The sequence below is a fragment of the Paenibacillus sp. FSL H7-689 genome (assembly GCF_000517905.1).
Classification (GTDB): Bacteria; Bacillota; Bacilli; order Paenibacillales; family Paenibacillaceae; genus Paenibacillus; species Paenibacillus amylolyticus.
Genome location: NZ_ASPU01000039.1, coordinates 1 through 17,165, shown reverse-complemented (window position 1 = coordinate 17,165; position 17,165 = coordinate 1). Strand labels below are relative to the sequence as shown.

Sequence of the window (17,165 nt, the reverse complement as noted above, 5' to 3'; positions counted from 1 at the left end):
TCTCCTTTTTCTAGGTTCCCGTCAGATGTGCCAGGAATTGATTAACAGGTTCATAGATCCACATGATGATATAGAGCGGACTGGGGAAATCCCACAGGTTGGCTGCAATCACACTGAACCCTGTGGCTATGACGAGCATTCCGCTGTACACTGCTGTTTCCCTCCATTCCTTGCGACGGATGAGACCTGGAAGATCAACCAAGCCTACAAGGCCTCCTATGACAATGACAGTAATTGTAATTAACATCCGGTCTCACTCCTTCAAATCCTCCTTGAATGAATCATCCAGTGTACCTACACGTTTGATCTGTGCATTGGCTTCATATTTAACATCCAGATTCTCAAAATATTGATCCCAATCCTTTTCAATTTTCTTGAAAAATTTAGGATCGGCATGATAAACTTCCTGACCGAATCCAAAAATGTCAATATGGAACTTTCGCCGCACTGAATTCACGGATTTTTCCATCAGTTCTATCAATCGCTCCTCACTGTCCTTTTCCAACTCTTTGAGTGTTTTCATCGAACCAATTTTGATTCCACACTCTACTGCACCAATGGAAGATACATTTTTAATTTTGATGTGGATCACAGGTTGGTCATCAATGACCTTTGCTTTTCGTTGAGTCTTGGTGCGAAGGGTTTTAAAAGTCACATTTCCTCCTTTTCGGCAAGGCAGGTGACCTATGGTAGATACGACATTGTCGCGGATATAGTTGTACCCTTTGGATTCATCTTCCGTTAACCAGCCAATCAGTTTGTCTTTTTTGAATACACTCAATCCTGTTGAAACTAGACGAGCTTTGGACTTAATCGTCGCAATATTGTCTTTGCTTCCGCTTCTCTCTGAATTGCCAAAAATCTCTACACCAGTGATTACGGGTTGTATTCCGGAAGTAAGCATATATTCCATCAACTGATCACCGGTTACAGTCGTTGTAGGAGACCAGGTCTTGGCAGACACGTCCAGAGAATTAAATAACTTCTCTGCAGGTAAATTCTCTAATGGAGTAAGTGTGTCCAATACCTTGGAAGCTGTAGTATTTCGAGCAACCATGACGTAATAATCGGGCCGGACAGTAGGTTCTCGCATTAATGCTTCCATAACATCGTAGATGCCCTCTTTACGGGCATATTCTTCACTGAACACCAGTACACGGATATGTGCCATGAATATACGGCGTGGGCTTGTCTCGGTCAGCTTTTGAATTGCTTCAAACAGCGTGGGCGCCGACGCTTCGTACAGCGTGACAGGAGTGCCATTGCCTCCCCCTGACTTGGAGGAAACTTCATTTGGCACAACGACCTGAGCGCTCACTTTAATCAAATCGCCATCCTTGTCTACACCAAGACCCAGCATAATGCCAAGTTCATTCAGCTCCTGGCGATCCCAGCATCCGGTAAGGAGAGGGAGTAGGAATGCAATGCATACAATTAATCGGAAGCACTTGTTCATACGTTGTTCTCCTTACCGAATTAACGCTTCGTTTTTTTTGTGGTTTGTCTGGTTTTGTTCGGTGTACCCGTAGAGAGTGGCCGTGTTTTCATACGGGACCAGGGCACACGAAACAGCGTATCCTTCAGATCTTTCTGAATTAGAGGTGCAAAGGGGGACATATATGGTACGCCAAAAGAACGCAAGCTGCACAGGTGTGTAACCGTAATGAGCAGAACAATTAGAATACCGTAGAATCCAAAAGCTGCCGCGAGTATCATCAATACAAATCGCAAAATTCGGACAGAGATAGACAGTCCATTCTCTGGAATGACATAACTGGATATGGCCGTTATGGAAACGATAATAACCATTGCTGCGGAGACAACTCCTGCATCTACGGCGGCTTGGCCAATGACCAGTGTTCCGACAATGGAAACGGCCTGACCGACCGTTTTCGGAATACGTATACCTGCTTCTCGCAAAATTTCATAGGTCAGTTCCATCAGTATGGCTTCAATGAAGGCGGGGAAAGGAACGCCTTCACGCTGGGCTGCCAGACTGATGAGCAGGTTGGTCGGCAGCATTTCCTGGTGAAAGGTGGAAATGGCAATATAGAAGGATGGAGCTAGTAAAGCGATAAAAAAGGACAGATAACGAATCAAGCGAATCAATGTGCTGATATCGGCCCGTTGATAGTAATCCTCCGGCGATTGGAAGAAATGCACGAACAAGGCGGGAACCAGCAGCACAAAAGGCGTACCGTCCACGATGATGGCTACTCTACCCTCAAGCAAAGCAGCACAAACCGTATCTGGACGTTCACTATTGTAAACTGTGGGGAATAAAGTTCTGGTTTCGTCTTGTACAAGTTCCTCGATATATCCACTCTCAAGGATACTGTCGATATCGATCTCATCGAGTCTTCGACGCAGTTCTTTTACAATCTCCTGATCCACGATATGTTCCAGATAGAGCACAGCCACTCGGGTTTTGGTAACCTGACCTATTTCTCTTTCTTCGATCCAAAGATGAGGATTACGGATTCGTTTGCGGATCAATGATGTGTTGGTACGCAGGTTTTCGTTGAAGCCTTCCATAGGCCCCCTAACGACGGTTTGGGAGACAGGTTCTCCAACGGATCGATCTTCCCAGCCTGCTGCACCAATCTTCAATCCTCGTACAGATCCTTCAAGCAGTAAGATAGCTGATCCCGAAAGAAGTGCATTCATTACTTCATCCATATCATCGACCAGCAATACATCACTGGCGATCAAGATATCATTCTGGAGGTAGCTGAGATGTTCATCGTCTGCAGAGAATTCAGGGAGATCACGCTTTTGCAATAATGATTCCATAATGGAGTGATTCAGGATCTGCACATCCACTAATCCATCAATGTACAACATGACTGCAGGCCATTTATGTAAACACTGGAGAGGGCGCATCATCAAGTCGTTGCTGTTCCCCATCACTTGCTTGCAGTATTCCATATTTTCGCTTAGATCCGGAGAGATTTGCCTCTGATCTTGGCGTTCCAGCGACGATTCACTCATGCCTTCACCTCCCTATACACCCTATATTTTCAAGTTAGTATGACCTGGATGAATTCGGATTATCACAAAAAAAAGGAGCTGCGAATATTCGCAACTCCTTGCCTGCTTATTATAGATGGACTTTTGTCCGAATTTACTTTTGTCTTTGTCGAACAGGGGCTGGCTTGGATACGGTGGATCTTGCTGCCCATGCTTTGCGGTAACGATAGAACACGGCTACGATGAGCAATAGGCCGATTCCTCCCACGATATATGCTGCATATTGATGAGCCAGATGGAATACGGCGTTCCACTGAGGGCCAAATATTTTGCCAATGCCCAGAAACAATACAACCCAGAACAGTGCGCCTGAATAGGCGTAGAGAGCGAATTTGCGAAAGGGAACAGCGGCTATACCCGCGAAATACCCGGTGAAATGCCTTACTCCCGGAATGAAATAACCGATGAAGATTAAAGCATTACCATACTTGGCAAACCACTTTTGCGTTTTATCGAGCTTGTCCTGCTTCATCAGAAACCATTTTCCGTATCGTGTTATAAAGGGCAGTCCTGCTTTGGCTCCAATAAAATAAGTGATGGTCATGCCAATCGTTGTTCCCAGAAAAGCCAGTATGGTGAGGATTCCGAAGTCCAGATGCCCCTTGTAGGAGAGAAACCCTGCGTAAGCCATCGTTGTTTCACCAGGAAAGGGAAGTGCGATGAATTCAAGCAACAAGCCAAAAAACAATACGCTGTATCCGTAGGACCCAAACAGATGTTGGATCTTCTCAAGCAATTCCAATAGATTTCACTCTCCTGAATACGAGGTGGGAGCATGAATACTCTCCAAGGTGTTTTAATGTGTTCTGCCTGTTCATTATGCTACCTAATCTGAAGCGAAGAATCAATCAGGCTACATAGCAAATTGTGAAAAAATATTAAACAAAATCACGTCTTTTTTCAATGTAGCCTCCATATAATTCTAACAAATCTGCTGAAGTCTATCAGCAAATTACTAGAGACGGTGGAGGTCGATTCATAAATGGTACAGAGACCGGAATTCAGAATCAAGGAAAATGGGGGAAACTCTGCAACAACCATACATATGTTTTTAGCTGGACAGTGGTCTGTCATTCTCATGCGTATTGCGATACTGTTATGTGCATTTGCTGTATATGCAGGCACGGCTTATGCATCTGCTGCTTCCGGCTCAGGTGATCCAATCCCGGAAGATAAGAATATTCAAGACAAGGTAGTTTATCTGAGTTTTGACGATGGACCGGGTAACCATACCCGTGAAGTATTGGATATTTTGCGCAAGGAGAAGGTTTTGGCTACATTTTTTGTGCTGGGTGAGCAGGCAGAACGTTATCCCGAGTTAATACGGGGGCTTGTGGAGGATGGACATGCTTTGGGCAATCATACGTTTAATCATCAATATGAACAGCTGTACAGTGATTTCAAAGTGTTCTGGAAACAGATCAAGCAGACAGAGGAAGTGCTGGAGCGTATAACCGGTTTCCGTCCGAATCTGGTGCGAGCACCAGGCGGTACTTACGGGCATTTTGACCAGAGTTATTTTGATTTGCTCCAACTGGGTGGATACACCGTCATGGACTGGAACGTCGACAGTGGGGATTCCAAGCGTAGAGGTGTTCCGGCCAAAGAGATCCTCAGCAATTCGACCAAAGTACCTGCGGGAGCACGTTCGGTCGTTGTCCTGATGCATGACGGTGGTGCACATGCTGAAACGGTAAAAGCACTTCCGGGTATTATCAGCTATTATCGTGATCATGGATATCGTTTTGACACCATAAAGAGTACGGATCAACCAGTTCAATTCCGTGTACATCCAGATGGTAAGTATAAGGCCCGCAAGGCGCCAGGAAAGGCCTGGATCGCAGAGCATGTAGAAGCGAACGCGACGTTATGGCTTGCAAGCAAGAAGCTGAAGGTAGAGGTGGGATTGGCTGCAGCTACCTTGCAACCGGGCGAGTTCCGCATGGAGGGGCAGCGAATCATGGTGCCATTGCGTACTTTCATGAAAAAATTCGGGGGCAGCACTCGCTGGGACTCTGAAACAAGGACGGCCATAGCAGTATGGAAGGAAAGAACGATTCATGCAGACAGTGTGAGTGGAACACTGACTACAACCGGGGCAATTGAAACGGGAGCAGTACAGAGTCAAGGTGGAACCATCTGGGTTCCGTTACGTGAGCTACTGGAGCAGATGGGGTTGAGGGTGAATTCCTTAACCAGTAATGAAGCAGAGTGGACGGTGAAGGCGGGCACTTCCAGATCTATTTCGGCAATGAACAACATATTTAAGTATAAAATGATCTGAAGAAAGTCATTCTTGCAGGACTATTCTCTCTACTTCCGGGCAACACTGAATCATAGATTACTATGGTTCAGGAATGCTGATGAATGGAAGGAGATCAGAGAAATGTCTTATATCCGAATGGAACATGAACATGCTGTTGAATTGTTAAACAGGGTCATGAAGCGTGTCGAGAGTGTGATTATTGGCAAAAAAACAGAGATTCGTTATGTCCTTACCGCAATGCTCAGTGGAGGTCATGTACTTCTGGAAGATGTGCCGGGTACCGGGAAAACGATGCTGGTTCGTGCCGTTGCTTCTGCACTGGACTGCTCCATGGGCCGGATCCAATTCACGTCCGATGTTATGCCGGCAGATGTTACGGGCACTTCAATCTATCATCCACATACAGCTGAATTCAAGTTTCGGCCCGGACCCGTCATGTCCAACGTTGTCCTGGCTGATGAAATAAATCGCGCTTCACCACGCACTCAGTCTGCCCTGCTGGAGGCAATGGAGGAACGACGTATTACGGTTGATGGCACAACCTATGCCTTGCCACGCCCGTTCTTTCTGCTGGCGACACAGAACCCGTTACAGTTTGAAGGTACGTACCGTCTGCCTGAAGCGCAGCTGGATCGATTTATCATGAGAATTGGACTGGGGTATCCCGATCCGGAACAGGAATTGGAATTGTTAACCCGCATGCAAGGTAGAGAAGCGATTGATGAACTTCGCCCTATCCTGCTTGCTGAAGAGGTCGTAGCCATGCAGCGTGAAGTCAAACAGGTACATGTTGATCCGGTCGTTAAACAGTATCTGGTGGCTGTTGCTGTAGCCTCTCGCAGCCTTCCGGCGGTCAGACTGGGCATCAGTCCGCGTGGAACACTGGCCTGGATGGCTGCGGCGCAGTCATTTGCCTATCTTCAAGGGCGCAGTTATGTCATTCCGGATGATGTGAAAGAGGTAGCTGTGCCTGTCCTTTCCCACCGTATTCAATTGAAGGCCCAGAACAGAGCGGAGGTTTGGGGGCAAGTACAAGTCATTGAAGAAGCATTGTCATCGGTCCCGGTACCTGTACAGATGGCATCACAGGGAAGGGGACGGAGGCAATGACTGCGCTGGGACAACGGATTGTGAGTGCTGTCTTGGTGGTGGCTTTTGCTTCCTTGTATCAGTGGCATGGGGGCAAAGCGGCGTTGTTTCTATCCGTTATAGCTTTCTTGATGTTCACAGGAGGTCTGCTTCTCCATTGGTCCAGACCCCGGCGTATTCACATCCATCGGAAAATACATACGAACCGGATTGAGGCAGGTGAGCAGGTACGGGTTCTTGTCGAACTGGAATTCAATTGCCGTATTCCATTGTTATGGATTGTTCTGTGTGAGAACACACCTGCAGGTGTTCATCGCAAATTGATTTTCCCGGGAACACGGCGACAATTTTCCTATCAATATGAATGTTCCGGGTTACGCAGAGGAGTCTACAGATGGGATACGGGCAGATTGTACTGGGGTGATATGTTTGGCTGGAATACCCTCTCCGCAGAGACCGCGGGAGGTACCCCCTTGATTGTTGTTCCTCAAGCAATAGCTTGGGGGAAGGGTGATTCGGTAGAATTCGCAGCGATGATCGAAGGGACTCTGTCAGAGCGAAGAAATAGCCAGGGTAACCGTAGCCCTGAGTTCCGTGAATATCAGCAGGGTGACCCACTGGGACGAGTTCATTGGAAAAGTACAGCCAAAACGGGAAAACTTCAGACCTTTCTGCCTGATACCACGGATCTGGCTTCGCTCGGCATCCTTGTGTATGAAGGCGCGTCAGGTTATGACGTAAAACAACAGGAGAACATGGATGCACCTGCTTTTGAACGAGTGGTTCGTGCAGCTGCCCGCTGGATTCATACCGCTGAACGGGATGACATTCCTTATCATTTGTGGATGGAAGGCGGCGATAAGAACTATGATGCACAAGATCAATGGAAACATGGGCCGTTCCATGCAGATGATGAGAATCATGGACTGGACAAGTTAGCGGGGGCACGAATATCCAAAGCACAATCAGGCTCTGTTTCGCTTCGAACGGAGATGCTGGATGGACTAACGAGCGGGTCGCGAATTGTGGTTCTCACAGGTAAGTTGGATCAGGTTCTGGCCGAATGGATCATAACTGCAATCGGGTCGGGTTATCGTGTAGAGGTGCAATTGACTGAAGCAAACCAGGACCAATTAGGATCAACGGATAGATTGATGAATGGATTGGGATATGACAGCTTAAGTTTGGAGCGGCTTCGTCACAGCGGGGTGCCGATCCACGCGGTTACAGACGTTGCGTTATCTTCATTGGGAAAGGTGGAGGTAACGGATGTGGGAGCGTAATGGTAACCAGCAACCCAATTCCACTGTGGCCGACTTAGAGTCAACGGACCGTACGAGAATAGAATCGGCCTATTCCGTCTATAAAGCTGTGAACCAGAATTCTGTGACGGACATAAAGGATGAGGGATATGTTAGCGTACCTGTCCTGTACAAAATTTTTATTTCGGCCATTTTACTTATACTGTCTCTGGAGTGGATATATCCGGTTACATCATCAGATCAGCAGGGCAGTGAACGGTTCTTGTCCGTAATGGCGGGATTAACGGGAGCATTGTTGCTTGCGGGGTTGATTCGTACAGGATGGATCACCGGAGTACTGATCCGATTATTCATTGCAGTCGCTGCTTTATGTCTGATGTACGGAGGAAGTGATCCTGTCCGTTGGGCCGTCGTGTATCCGGGAATATTTTCAGCGGATATGGACACGTTTATAAATAACTGGCGATTCCACTCGATTAGTACAGAAACGAGAGGTTTGTTCATGATGTGCGGCTGGAGCATGCTCATGGCTTCTGTGCAATCCCTTGTATTGTTACGTCGAAGCGTTATGCTGTTTGGCAGTGCAACACTGCTCTATTTGCTTTTGCTTGAATCCTTTGCGGGGCTGGATGTGTATGCTTCTGTAATAAGGTCTGTCCTATGGACTTTTCTTATTCAGGCTCTGCTCCAGCTACTACGTCTCAATGGAGGAGTCACGACTCCGAGTTATCGCGGCAGCCCCTATGGCCGTTGGAGTGCAGTAACTATCGTTGCTTCCGCAGGTATGGTGTTTCTCTCAGCGTTACCTGGCCAGTTTGCTTCCATTCCTCAACCGGAACGCATATCTTTGGAGCAGATGGGTGAACGCCTAGCTCGCTGGGCAGGTTATACACAGCACAGTAGTATCCCTGCTGCAACGGCAGTCACGGGATATAGCACAGCGGACGCGCCTATGGGAGCACCGTTGGTGCAGGGCAACTCCATCTTTTTTATAGCAAAGAGTCCAAAAGTGACGTATTGGCGAGGGGAGACCCGTTCATATTATAACGGTAGTACTTGGAGTGACCCGGGTCAAAGCTTCGAAACGGCAAGTCCATCCGGAATGCTGCGTGCTGATGGTTGGGAGAATCCAACCTATTGGAGTCGCATTCGCCAAACTGTCACGATGCAGCGAGAGTGGAAAGGACCAAATCCACTCTTTACCGGGGGCATACCGGTTAATGTATCATTCCAGGATAAGAACAAGGATAATCAGGAAAACATGTTTTCTTTGCTGTCTAATCGCGATTCGGCAACATTGTGGCTCGCGAGCTCAGGGAACGATAAGATGGTTAAACATTATTCGGCAGACGTCATGGTTCCTGTCGCAACACCTGAACAGTTACGTCTGCTTGAGGAAACGAATAAAGGGAAAGATCCGGCAGCCATTCGGAGGGACTATCTGCAATTGCCTGCATCACTCCCTGGTAGAGTGCAGACGCTTGCCAAGGAAATCATTCAAGGCAGTGAGACCCGGTATGACGCTGTGCAAGCCGTCAAGACTTATCTGGCTGCTCATGCCGAGTATACGTTGGATACCCGTATGCCACCGCGAGGAACGGATTTTGTGGATGATTTTCTATTCGTCACCCGGCAGGGGTATTGCAATCATTTCTCTACAGCTATGATTGTGTTGCTGCGTGCAGAGGGCATCCCCGCACGCTGGGTTAAAGGTTTTGGCCCCGGAGTTGCTGACCCGGATGTGCCCAGTCAGTATGTGATTTCACAGGGAGATGCACATTCCTGGGTAGAGGTATATTTTCCAGGTGCAGGCTGGATGCCGTTTGAGGCCACGCCAGGCTTCACCATGGCGCAAGGCGCGGGCGAAAGTGTCGCAGCGCTCGCCGGGCCGCAGTCTGTTGCGGAGACTCCGCCGTATATGAGCGGCGGATTGGGTTACGCGGGCGCATGGTTGCTCGCCCGCGCACGGGCCATTGCCGCGGAGCCATGGCTCGCGGCAGCCCTTGTGGCAGCGGCCCTGTTGGGCGCCGCTGCTCTGGCCCGCATGCGGCGGCTACGCCCCGCACTGCGGATCAGGCTGCTGCTGGCATGGCCACGCAGCAGCTTTCCAGACCGCGAGCGGCTGCTGCGCGCCGCCGCTCCGGTCTGGGCCGCGCTCGCGCGCCGGTACGGCCCGCGGCCGCCGGGTATGACGCTGCGTGAATATGCAGCGTCACCGGCTTTGGCCGCAGGCGCGGACGGCGCGGACATCGCGCGGTTTGCAGCCGACTGGGAACGGCTGCTGTACGGGCCAGACCGTCCGCTGCGCGCGGACAGTCTGGACTTCCTGCGCCGGGCACTTCGTTTGGCCCGGCGTTTGCAGGCGTTGTAACACCAGGATGTCACAACGTTACACCAAAGATTCGAAGCAGCTGCCATACAGTCGCTATCGCTTTCCAATAGAGCTTGGCCACTTGTGGGCAGATGAAGATCACCATTGGCTGGCGCACTGTTTTTAAACGCAGCATTTGGTTTACGTTGCATGCCATACATAAGACGCCTTTCGCGCTGCGCTGCGAACGAGGCGTCTTTCCACGATCATACACTTGAACCAGCATCTTGCTGCCAAGCTTTTCTGTTCGAAATTTCATATTTAGAGGCATTTGGTAATCCTGTTTTGAGATGTCGAAAAAAGGAGTTTCGCCTTTCCTTGACGGTATGTTTTGTCGTTGCGTATAATTAGTTTCATTGAATTGAGGGAGGCACGGTTATGAATAAACAGAATGAAATTGTAGTTGTCCTTGACTTCGGGGGTCAATACAATCAGTTAATCGCCAGAAGAATCCGGGATCTTGGCGTATACAGCGAGCTTTTGCCGTATAATACACCGGCGGAAAAGATCGCAGAAATAGCACCAAAAGGAATCGTATTTTCAGGTGGTCCGTCCAGCGTATACGCTGAGAATGCTCCACACGTGGACCCAGGTGTCTATGACCTGGGCTTGCCAATCTTCGGTATCTGCTACGGAATGCAGCTTATGGCACAGCAACTCGAAGGTAAAGTAGAGCGTTCCGAGAAGCGAGAGTACGGTAAAGCAGACCTTGAGTTTGCCGCTGGATCTACATTGGCAAAAGGCATTGAAGGCGAACATACGGTATGGATGAGTCACGGTGACCACGTGGTTACACTTCCTCCAGGTTTCAAACTGGATGCAGGCACGGAAAGTGCGCCAATCGCTGCCATGAGCGACGATGAGCGTAAATTGTATGCTGTTCAGTTCCATCCGGAAGTACGTCACTCTGTTCGCGGTAACGACATGATTCGTAACTTCCTGTTCGAAGTTTGTGGTTGCGAAGGCAACTGGACGATGGAGACATTCATCGATGACACGATCAAAGACATTCGTGAAAAAGTTGGCGACAGTAAAGTACTGTGTGCGCTTAGCGGCGGTGTAGATTCTTCCGTTGTAGCTGCATTGCTTCACAAAGCCATTGGTGATCAACTGACATGTATGTTTATCGACCACGGTCTGTTGCGTAAAGGCGAAGCAGAAAGTGTAATGGAGACGTTTGTCGGCAAATTCGACATGAAAGTTGTCAAAATTGATGCTCAGGAGCGCTTTATGTCCAAGCTGGCTGGAGTGGATGATCCAGAACAAAAACGTAAAATCATCGGTAACGAGTTTATTTACGTATTTGACGAAGAGTCCAAGCAGTTCGATGACTTTGCATTCCTGGCACAAGGTACACTTTACACGGACATCGTAGAAAGTGGTACAGCGACTGCACAGACCATCAAATCCCACCACAACGTGGGCGGTCTGCCTGAGGACATGAACTTCAAACTGATCGAGCCACTGAGCACGTTGTTCAAGGATGAAGTACGTAAAGTCGGTACCGAGTGTGGCTTGCCGGACGAAATTGTACACCGTCAGCCGTTCCCTGGTCCGGGTCTTGCGATCCGTGTTCTTGGTGAGGTTACTGAAGAGAAACTTAAAATTGTTCGTGATTCAGACTACATCCTGCGTGAAGAGATTGCCAAAGCCGGTCTCGACCGTGAAATCTGGCAGTACTTCACAGCCCTGCCGAACATGAAGAGTGTTGGCGTTATGGGTGATGCGCGTACGTATTCCTACACCGTAGGTATCCGTGCTGTAACATCCATCGACGGTATGACTGCGGACTGGGCACGTATTCCTTGGGATGTGCTGGAGAAAATCTCCGTACGGATCGTTAACGAAGTTGATAACGTAAACCGTATCGTCTATGACGTAACTTCCAAACCACCTGCAACGATTGAGTGGGAATAGTTTAATGTCGTTAATCGCCTGAACGTCTTGATACATAAGGAGTTCCAGCGATGGCGGTGTTGATGGTACGTAAAATTCTACAACAATAGAGTGCAAAAAAACTCTCTTTTATCTGCGTTGTTTCGCAAATAGAAGGGAGTTTTTTATGACCAAAATTAAAGGGAATAATTTGAAGTGCATTACATCGACTTGTACTTTTACCAATTGTACAGATAAAAGATTATTAAACTTAGCATAAGGCATTTCAGAATTGGGAGGACGGTGGCCGACTAAAAAAATGAACGTCAGCATGGAGATAGTAGGAAACAGGTATATCGATACTTAATAAGAGGAATATATGTTTATTTCTGAGTTAACTTGAAGAGGTACAATGAAAAAGATGAAGTATTACGAAAGGGATTTAAGGGGTAACGTAATTTTTTTATGTTTCCTTAACGTATCTAATTTAATCATCAAAATATGAATGCTAATGTCATTCGGCATGGCATCAAGACCATCTGCTTTTAACACACGGCCTTTAATGCGATGTCTTAGTTAAATAGGTTGGGTAAGCAAACTTAAAATTTCATCTGGTAAAAGCTCTATAAATTCATTTCGATGTTGATTGTGAACAAAAGAAGAATCATTATTATCTATTAAATAATATAGATAATACAAAATATAAAGCATACTTTGTATTGTTTTTTCACACTCTTTCGATGCCTTCTGGATTTCAGAAAATGAAATTTTAGTTAAGTCCTGAAATACTATATGACTCTCGTGAAAATCCCTTGTTGCACTGTGTGAGTAAGAACATAGGTAAGAATATATACTATAAAGTTTATTTATGTGCTTGACTATATTATCATGTGCTTGGAAATATTTTTTAGTTTCTTCGAACAGTGGTAAAACCATCGTAGAATGAATAATTTCATTTTTTTTCAAATATCGATTTACTATAGAACGCATATAATTTTCTATAGAACTTCTAAGAACAACCATAGAAGCTTTATGTGTACCGATTCGAGATAAAAATGCAAATGATAGTATGTCAGATATAGTCTCTGTTAAATAGATATCTTGAATTTTAGCACAATGCTTGAAAAAGTGAATTTTGAATAAGTTTTTATGAATTAATCTTATATACTGTTCTGAATTTTGAGGTATTGTATTTACAGTGAATCCAGATATGAATTCCTTAAATTCACTGTAATCCTTTTTTGATTTATTTTCTAAGAAAGACATTCTTCGAATCACATTCCTTTAGTGTTAATTATGTTTGTCCAATAATCAACAAAGTCCTCAGAGAGTTCATGTTGTTTAACCGTGGTATCATTAGTATGAGAATTATTATTTTCCTTTTCCTTTTGTCTGTTTAAATACGCCTTTAATCGTTCTTGAAGTGTTTTCAAAGTATATATGTCTACTCTATAAATCTCTCTAACACCTCGAGCTAAAACTTGTGTTCTAGATTGATAAAGGTAATCAGCAAAAACTGGTGACACTATACCGAAAAACAATCCATCTTGAAAGGTCTTCAAATCAGCATTCTTTTTGAAAAGAACCTTGGATAAAGAAAGATGCGTATAAACAGCTATAATTTCACATTGCAAACGTAGTTTTTCCTCCTCTAAATCAGCTATATCAATATATGTATTAACAAAAAAATTTAATAAATTATCTCGCTTGTTTTTCAATACCATTAACTTTTTTCACCCTTTCCGTGAATTCTTTAGTGATTAAAGTGATATTACGTCTCGTTTCTGTATTATCTAACATCATTTCGTGGTTTTTGACTCCGTTTTGAATACTTGTCCTTTTTAAGAGTTTGTTTTCAAACAAAAGTTGAGGATATTTGTTTCTATATTTATGTTCTACATCTGTAGCAATAGTTGTATTAGCCTCTACGATGGTAAAAACTATGCCTAAACATATGTTGTTTAATCTATATTGCCTCTTTTTAGGTGTGAAAGCTTTCTCAAAAAGATTAGTACCCAAAAGAGAAAAATAATCTGGTTTAACAGGCATTAAGTAGGCGTCACTTGCAATATATGTTGCTAATGTGTAAAAAGAATAAGTTGGTGCACTATCAATTAGAATATATTGATATTTGTTTCTAATTGCTTCGTCAGTGACAAGGTTTCTTAACTCTAACTCATTCCCTCTATCACTGAAGTCAAATTTTATTAATTCCAAATCTCCGGGGATAATATGTAGGTTTTCGCTAAGATTTGTGATTAATGAATTGTAATCAAACGGAGGTTCTGATGTAGTATTCTCAACTGTACTATGCTCTTCCTCACTTATACTAAAAATATTCACAACAGTCTTAAAGTCTTTTTGTTCACCATACTTTTTTTTAAATCTGCTAAAGAGATATTGTGTAGCATTAAATTGGGGATCCATATCTATAAATAGTACTTTTTCATTGAAATTTTTACTGAGTGTGTAAGCGATATTAGCTGCTAGTGTTGTTTTTGCTACTCCACCTTTCATATTCATAAATGAAATGACTTTACAATCTGTTTCCATTTAATCACCTCTTTTGTTAAGTTTTATTAGTACTAATTGTATTCTAAAATAAGCTTAAATAATATCTTTATATTATATTTTTTATGACTTCTTTGGAGTAATTGAAGTTCCATTAAAAGAAAAGCTTTTTAACAACCCAATTAGATTGGTAATTGTGAAAAAAGCGTATTCAATTGGGTTGTAAACCGCTGAACTGGTTCAATCTGTTAAATAATACGAACGATATTCTAATAGGGGGATATTAATATTCGTTTTTCTCATTGACAAAAACATACTGCCCTCCTAAAATAGTGATGGGAAACAAACAAATAGCGCATACTTATTCGTATAATCCTGGGGATTGGCCCGGGAGTCTCTACGAGATCACCCTAATGATCTGGCTACGAAGAGGAGAAGGCTAAGCACATGAATTCTACATGATTGCGGGGACATCACGCACATTAGAATTTTTTTTGTTCTTAGTAAAGGCATCATGCCACTCCTTGTCAGCTGAACCCTGGGTGAAGAATCTTCATCAGGGTCATTTGTCGTTTTTCAATATGGCTTCAACATCTCTAAGGGGGAGTTAGTAATTATGGATCGTTTCTTTAAATTAAAAGAAAACGGAACAAACGTTAGAACGGAGATTGTTGCGGGTCTCACTACGTTTATGACAATGGCTTACATTCTTTTTGTAAATACGTTGTTCTTGGGACAAGCAGGTGCGGGGATGTCGGATAATGCAGTATTCTTTGCAACAGCCGTCGGCGCCGGATTAATGACTATTATTATGGGATTGTTCGTGAATATTCCGATCGCGCTTGCACCAGGTATGGGATTGAATGCGTACTTCATGACTGTCGTTCTAAGTTCAAATGGGGCGATTACATGGCAGGCTGCTCTCGGAGCAGTGTTCCTTTCCGGTATCGTGTTCATTATTTTGACCGTCACAAAGATTCGGCAAATGCTGCTTGTTGCAGTTCCGCAGTCGATCAAAATGGCCATTACGGTGGGTATCGGTCTCTTTATTACCATTATCGGTTTCAAACTTGCTAATCTCGTGGCTGTAACAGTAAATGTTGCACCAGACGCAGATCTGAGTCAGCCGATTCCAGGTAGCAGTTTTAACCTGTCATTGGGCAACTTTGTAACACATCACGATGCATTGCTGGCTCTGATTGGTTTGCTCCTTATTGCTATACTGATGGTTATGCGCGTCAAAGGCGCTCTGCTGATCGGGATCATAGCAACAACGCTTATTGGTATTCCAATGGGAGTTACGAATCTGAGTGGTCTTTCAGGCGCAAGCTGGTTGCCTAATTTCAGTGATCTGGCAGTTGGACAACTGGATTTGAAAGGTGCCATCAGTCTGGGATTGTTCGAGATCATCTTCATCTTTACCTTCGTTGAATTGTTCGACACGTTTGGTACGATGGTAGGTACTGCAACACGTATGGGGATTATGAAGGATAAGAAAAAAGGCGAGAAAACGATTGGTAAAGCGATGCTCGTCGATGCAGTTGGTGTCAGCGCAGGTGCTGCACTGGGTACTAGTACCATTACGGCATACGTTGAAAGTGCTTCAGGCGTTGAGGCGGGTGGACGTACAGGACTGACTTCGGTAACGACAGGTTTGTTGTTCATTTTGGCCTTGTTTATCGCACCGCTTGCGCTTGTTGTTCCATCCGCTGCGACGGCTCCGGCATTGATCATCGTGGGTGTGCTTATGATGAGTCAAGTGCGCAGCATTGAGTGGGATGATTTCCTGCAAGCTTTCCCTGCGTTCCTTACCATTGTATTGATGCCTTTCACAGGTGGAATCGCAAACGGGATCTCCGCAGGTATCGTTTCCTATGTGATTCTGGCGGTGTTCAGTAACTTGGTTACAGAGCGTAAAGTGAAAATTCACTGGCTCATGTGGATCTTGGCGATCATTGTAGTCTGCCGATACGTATTTATTGGCGGGGAGTAAGCGTACAATAGTTGTGATGAACAATACTGCGTTAAGTATGTAACCTTATATATGAAAGAGCGGAAGCCACGGGATTCAAACCCGGAGCTTTCGCTTTTTTTTTGTATTCTTTTCTTGAGCAAAATGAATTTCAAAAATGTTTTCCTTCTATATAGAAGGAATGAGTATAATGTTCTATGATCTGTTGGTTGTTTATCCAATGAAGTCATCGGTTAATAAGTTTCTATAACGTGATGAGTCTGTACTGTATACAAGATGAGTTTCTGTATAATTGGATTAAGGATCATATAAGAAAACTTATTGCGTTTGTGAATTCATTACTCCGATCATTAAAGTTAGTGCGCAGATGTATCATTTAGCCGGCTATAAGGAGATACTTGTTAAAGGGTCTACAGGGTACTCATTTTATAAGAATTTAATGTTTACCGAAAAAAGACTTGCGTTCTATAACTGTACATGGTATATTCTATTTCCGGCCAAAAAAAACACAAGATACACGGTGCGGCAAGCGAATGAAATAAGCTTCGAAAGAAACTTAAAAAAAGAGCTTGCAAAGTTGGTTCGGACATGATATTATATAAGAGTTGCTGAAGAGAACGACATTCGGTAACGAAATAAGTTTGATCTTTGAAAACTGAACAACGAGTGAGTAAACATTCTGCTTGCAGAATGAACGCGAAAGTTCGAGAAAAGCCTTGGCTTGAATCGGCTGGAGCACAAATGAGATTTTTAATCTCGTCAGATTCAAAATGAGCTTATCGCTCTTTT

Annotated in this window: 14 protein-coding genes and 1 riboswitch; of the genes, 6 read left to right on the top strand and 8 right to left on the bottom strand. The window is 44.8% G+C overall.

Features of this window, described 5'->3' with window-relative positions:
- Nucleotides 1-10 precede the first annotated feature (10 nt).
- The 4 genes from C170_RS21920 to C170_RS21905 all read right to left on the bottom strand — a co-directional run bounded on the left by C170_RS21920 (nucleotide 11) and on the right by C170_RS21905 (nucleotide 3,772).
- Nucleotides 11-247, bottom strand: a complete 237-nt coding sequence (locus tag C170_RS21920; RefSeq protein WP_017690729.1) for a hypothetical protein — start codon at nucleotides 245-247, stop codon at nucleotides 11-13.
- Nucleotides 248-253: 6 nt separating this feature from the next.
- The gene (locus C170_RS21915) at nucleotides 254-1,456 is read right to left on the bottom strand and encodes a Ger(x)C family spore germination protein (RefSeq protein WP_051447347.1); all 1,203 of its coding nucleotides are present in this window, start codon (nucleotides 1,454-1,456) and stop codon (nucleotides 254-256) included.
- Between the two features lie 20 nt (nucleotides 1,457-1,476).
- Nucleotides 1,477-2,991 (bottom strand): spore germination protein, encoded by a 1,515-nt coding sequence (locus C170_RS21910; protein WP_051447346.1) that lies wholly within the window; start codon nucleotides 2,989-2,991, stop codon nucleotides 1,477-1,479.
- Between the two features lie 133 nt (nucleotides 2,992-3,124).
- Complete coding sequence (locus C170_RS21905; protein ID WP_036614070.1) at nucleotides 3,125-3,772, bottom strand: DedA family protein; 648 nt, start codon at nucleotides 3,770-3,772, stop codon at nucleotides 3,125-3,127.
- Nucleotides 3,773-4,012: 240 nt separating this feature from the next.
- On the opposite strand from C170_RS21905, the gene C170_RS21900 reads away from it, so the two are divergent.
- The 4 genes from C170_RS21900 to C170_RS21885 all read left to right on the top strand — a co-directional run bounded on the left by C170_RS21900 (nucleotide 4,013) and on the right by C170_RS21885 (nucleotide 10,018).
- Nucleotides 4,013-5,314 carry a polysaccharide deacetylase gene (locus C170_RS21900; protein ID WP_036614069.1) on the top strand — a complete coding sequence of 434 codons (1,302 nt, stop codon included), beginning with the start codon at nucleotides 4,013-4,015 and terminating at the stop codon, nucleotides 5,312-5,314.
- A gap of 102 nt (nucleotides 5,315-5,416) precedes the next feature.
- Nucleotides 5,417-6,406 carry an AAA family ATPase gene (locus C170_RS21895; RefSeq protein ID WP_036614068.1) on the top strand — a complete coding sequence of 330 codons (990 nt, stop codon included), beginning with the start codon at nucleotides 5,417-5,419 and terminating at the stop codon, nucleotides 6,404-6,406.
- Nucleotides 6,403-7,668 carry a DUF58 domain-containing protein gene (locus C170_RS21890; protein ID WP_036614067.1) on the top strand — a complete coding sequence of 422 codons (1,266 nt, stop codon included), beginning with the start codon at nucleotides 6,403-6,405 and terminating at the stop codon, nucleotides 7,666-7,668. The genes C170_RS21895 and C170_RS21890 overlap by 4 nt, the downstream gene beginning before the upstream one ends.
- Nucleotides 7,655-10,018: a transglutaminase-like domain-containing protein gene (locus tag C170_RS21885; RefSeq protein WP_036614066.1), complete on the top strand. Its 2,364-nt coding sequence runs from the start codon at nucleotides 7,655-7,657 to the stop codon at nucleotides 10,016-10,018. The genes C170_RS21890 and C170_RS21885 overlap by 14 nt, the downstream gene beginning before the upstream one ends.
- 10 nt (nucleotides 10,019-10,028) lie before the next feature.
- Here the strand turns inward: C170_RS21885 and C170_RS30880 are convergent, their stop codons facing one another.
- Nucleotides 10,029-10,175: a hypothetical protein gene (locus C170_RS30880; protein ID WP_155985119.1), complete on the bottom strand. Its 147-nt coding sequence runs from the start codon at nucleotides 10,173-10,175 to the stop codon at nucleotides 10,029-10,031.
- 221 nt (nucleotides 10,176-10,396) lie between these two features.
- Here C170_RS30880 and guaA point away from each other — a divergent pair, with 221 nt between their 5' ends.
- Entirely contained in the window at nucleotides 10,397-11,935 is a 1,539-nt protein-coding gene (gene guaA / locus C170_RS21875; protein ID WP_036614064.1) for a glutamine-hydrolyzing GMP synthase, read from the top strand.
- Between the two features lie 534 nt (nucleotides 11,936-12,469).
- On the opposite strand, the gene C170_RS21870 is transcribed toward guaA, so the two are convergent.
- Genes C170_RS21870 through C170_RS21860 form a run of 3 tightly spaced genes read right to left on the bottom strand, consistent with a single transcriptional unit; the run spans nucleotide 12,470 to nucleotide 14,446 of the window.
- A complete protein-coding gene (locus tag C170_RS21870) occupies nucleotides 12,470-13,159 on the bottom strand; it encodes a hypothetical protein (protein WP_036614062.1) in 690 nt (229 codons plus the stop codon).
- Between the two features lie 8 nt (nucleotides 13,160-13,167).
- Entirely contained in the window at nucleotides 13,168-13,617 is a 450-nt protein-coding gene (locus C170_RS21865; protein WP_036614060.1) for a hypothetical protein, read from the bottom strand.
- Nucleotides 13,592-14,446 carry a ParA family protein gene (locus C170_RS21860; protein WP_036614058.1) on the bottom strand — a complete coding sequence of 285 codons (855 nt, stop codon included), beginning with the start codon at nucleotides 14,444-14,446 and terminating at the stop codon, nucleotides 13,592-13,594. Before C170_RS21860 ends, C170_RS21865 begins: the two co-directional genes overlap by 26 nt.
- A 303-nt stretch (nucleotides 14,447-14,749) precedes the next feature.
- Nucleotides 14,750-14,849, top strand: a riboswitch (purine riboswitch).
- Nucleotides 14,850-15,020: 171 nt separating this feature from the next.
- On the opposite strand from C170_RS21860, the gene C170_RS21855 reads away from it, so the two are divergent.
- Nucleotides 15,021-16,397: an NCS2 family permease gene (locus tag C170_RS21855; RefSeq protein WP_036614057.1), complete on the top strand. Its 1,377-nt coding sequence runs from the start codon at nucleotides 15,021-15,023 to the stop codon at nucleotides 16,395-16,397.
- Nucleotides 16,398-17,165 lie beyond the last annotated feature (768 nt).

Coding starts and splice junctions, on each gene's coding strand:
- C170_RS21920 (WP_017690729.1), bottom strand. CDS start 247: ATGTTAATTACAATTACTGTCATTGTCATAGGAGGCCTTGTAGGCTTG.
- C170_RS21915 (WP_051447347.1), bottom strand. CDS start 1,456: ATGAACAAGTGCTTCCGATTAATTGTATGCATTGCATTCCTACTCCCT.
- C170_RS21910 (WP_051447346.1), bottom strand. CDS start 2,991: ATGAGTGAATCGTCGCTGGAACGCCAAGATCAGAGGCAAATCTCTCCG.
- C170_RS21900 (WP_036614069.1), top strand. CDS start 4,013: ATGGTACAGAGACCGGAATTCAGAATCAAGGAAAATGGGGGAAACTCT.
- C170_RS21895 (WP_036614068.1), top strand. CDS start 5,417: ATGTCTTATATCCGAATGGAACATGAACATGCTGTTGAATTGTTAAAC.
- C170_RS21890 (WP_036614067.1), top strand. CDS start 6,403: ATGACTGCGCTGGGACAACGGATTGTGAGTGCTGTCTTGGTGGTGGCT.
- C170_RS21885 (WP_036614066.1), top strand. CDS start 7,655: ATGTGGGAGCGTAATGGTAACCAGCAACCCAATTCCACTGTGGCCGAC.
- C170_RS30880 (WP_155985119.1), bottom strand. CDS start 10,175: ATGGCATGCAACGTAAACCAAATGCTGCGTTTAAAAACAGTGCGCCAG.
- guaA (WP_036614064.1), top strand. CDS start 10,397: ATGAATAAACAGAATGAAATTGTAGTTGTCCTTGACTTCGGGGGTCAA.
- C170_RS21870 (WP_036614062.1), bottom strand. CDS start 13,159: ATGTCTTTCTTAGAAAATAAATCAAAAAAGGATTACAGTGAATTTAAG.
- C170_RS21865 (WP_036614060.1), bottom strand. CDS start 13,617: ATGGTATTGAAAAACAAGCGAGATAATTTATTAAATTTTTTTGTTAAT.
- C170_RS21860 (WP_036614058.1), bottom strand. CDS start 14,446: ATGGAAACAGATTGTAAAGTCATTTCATTTATGAATATGAAAGGTGGA.
- C170_RS21855 (WP_036614057.1), top strand. CDS start 15,021: ATGGATCGTTTCTTTAAATTAAAAGAAAACGGAACAAACGTTAGAACG.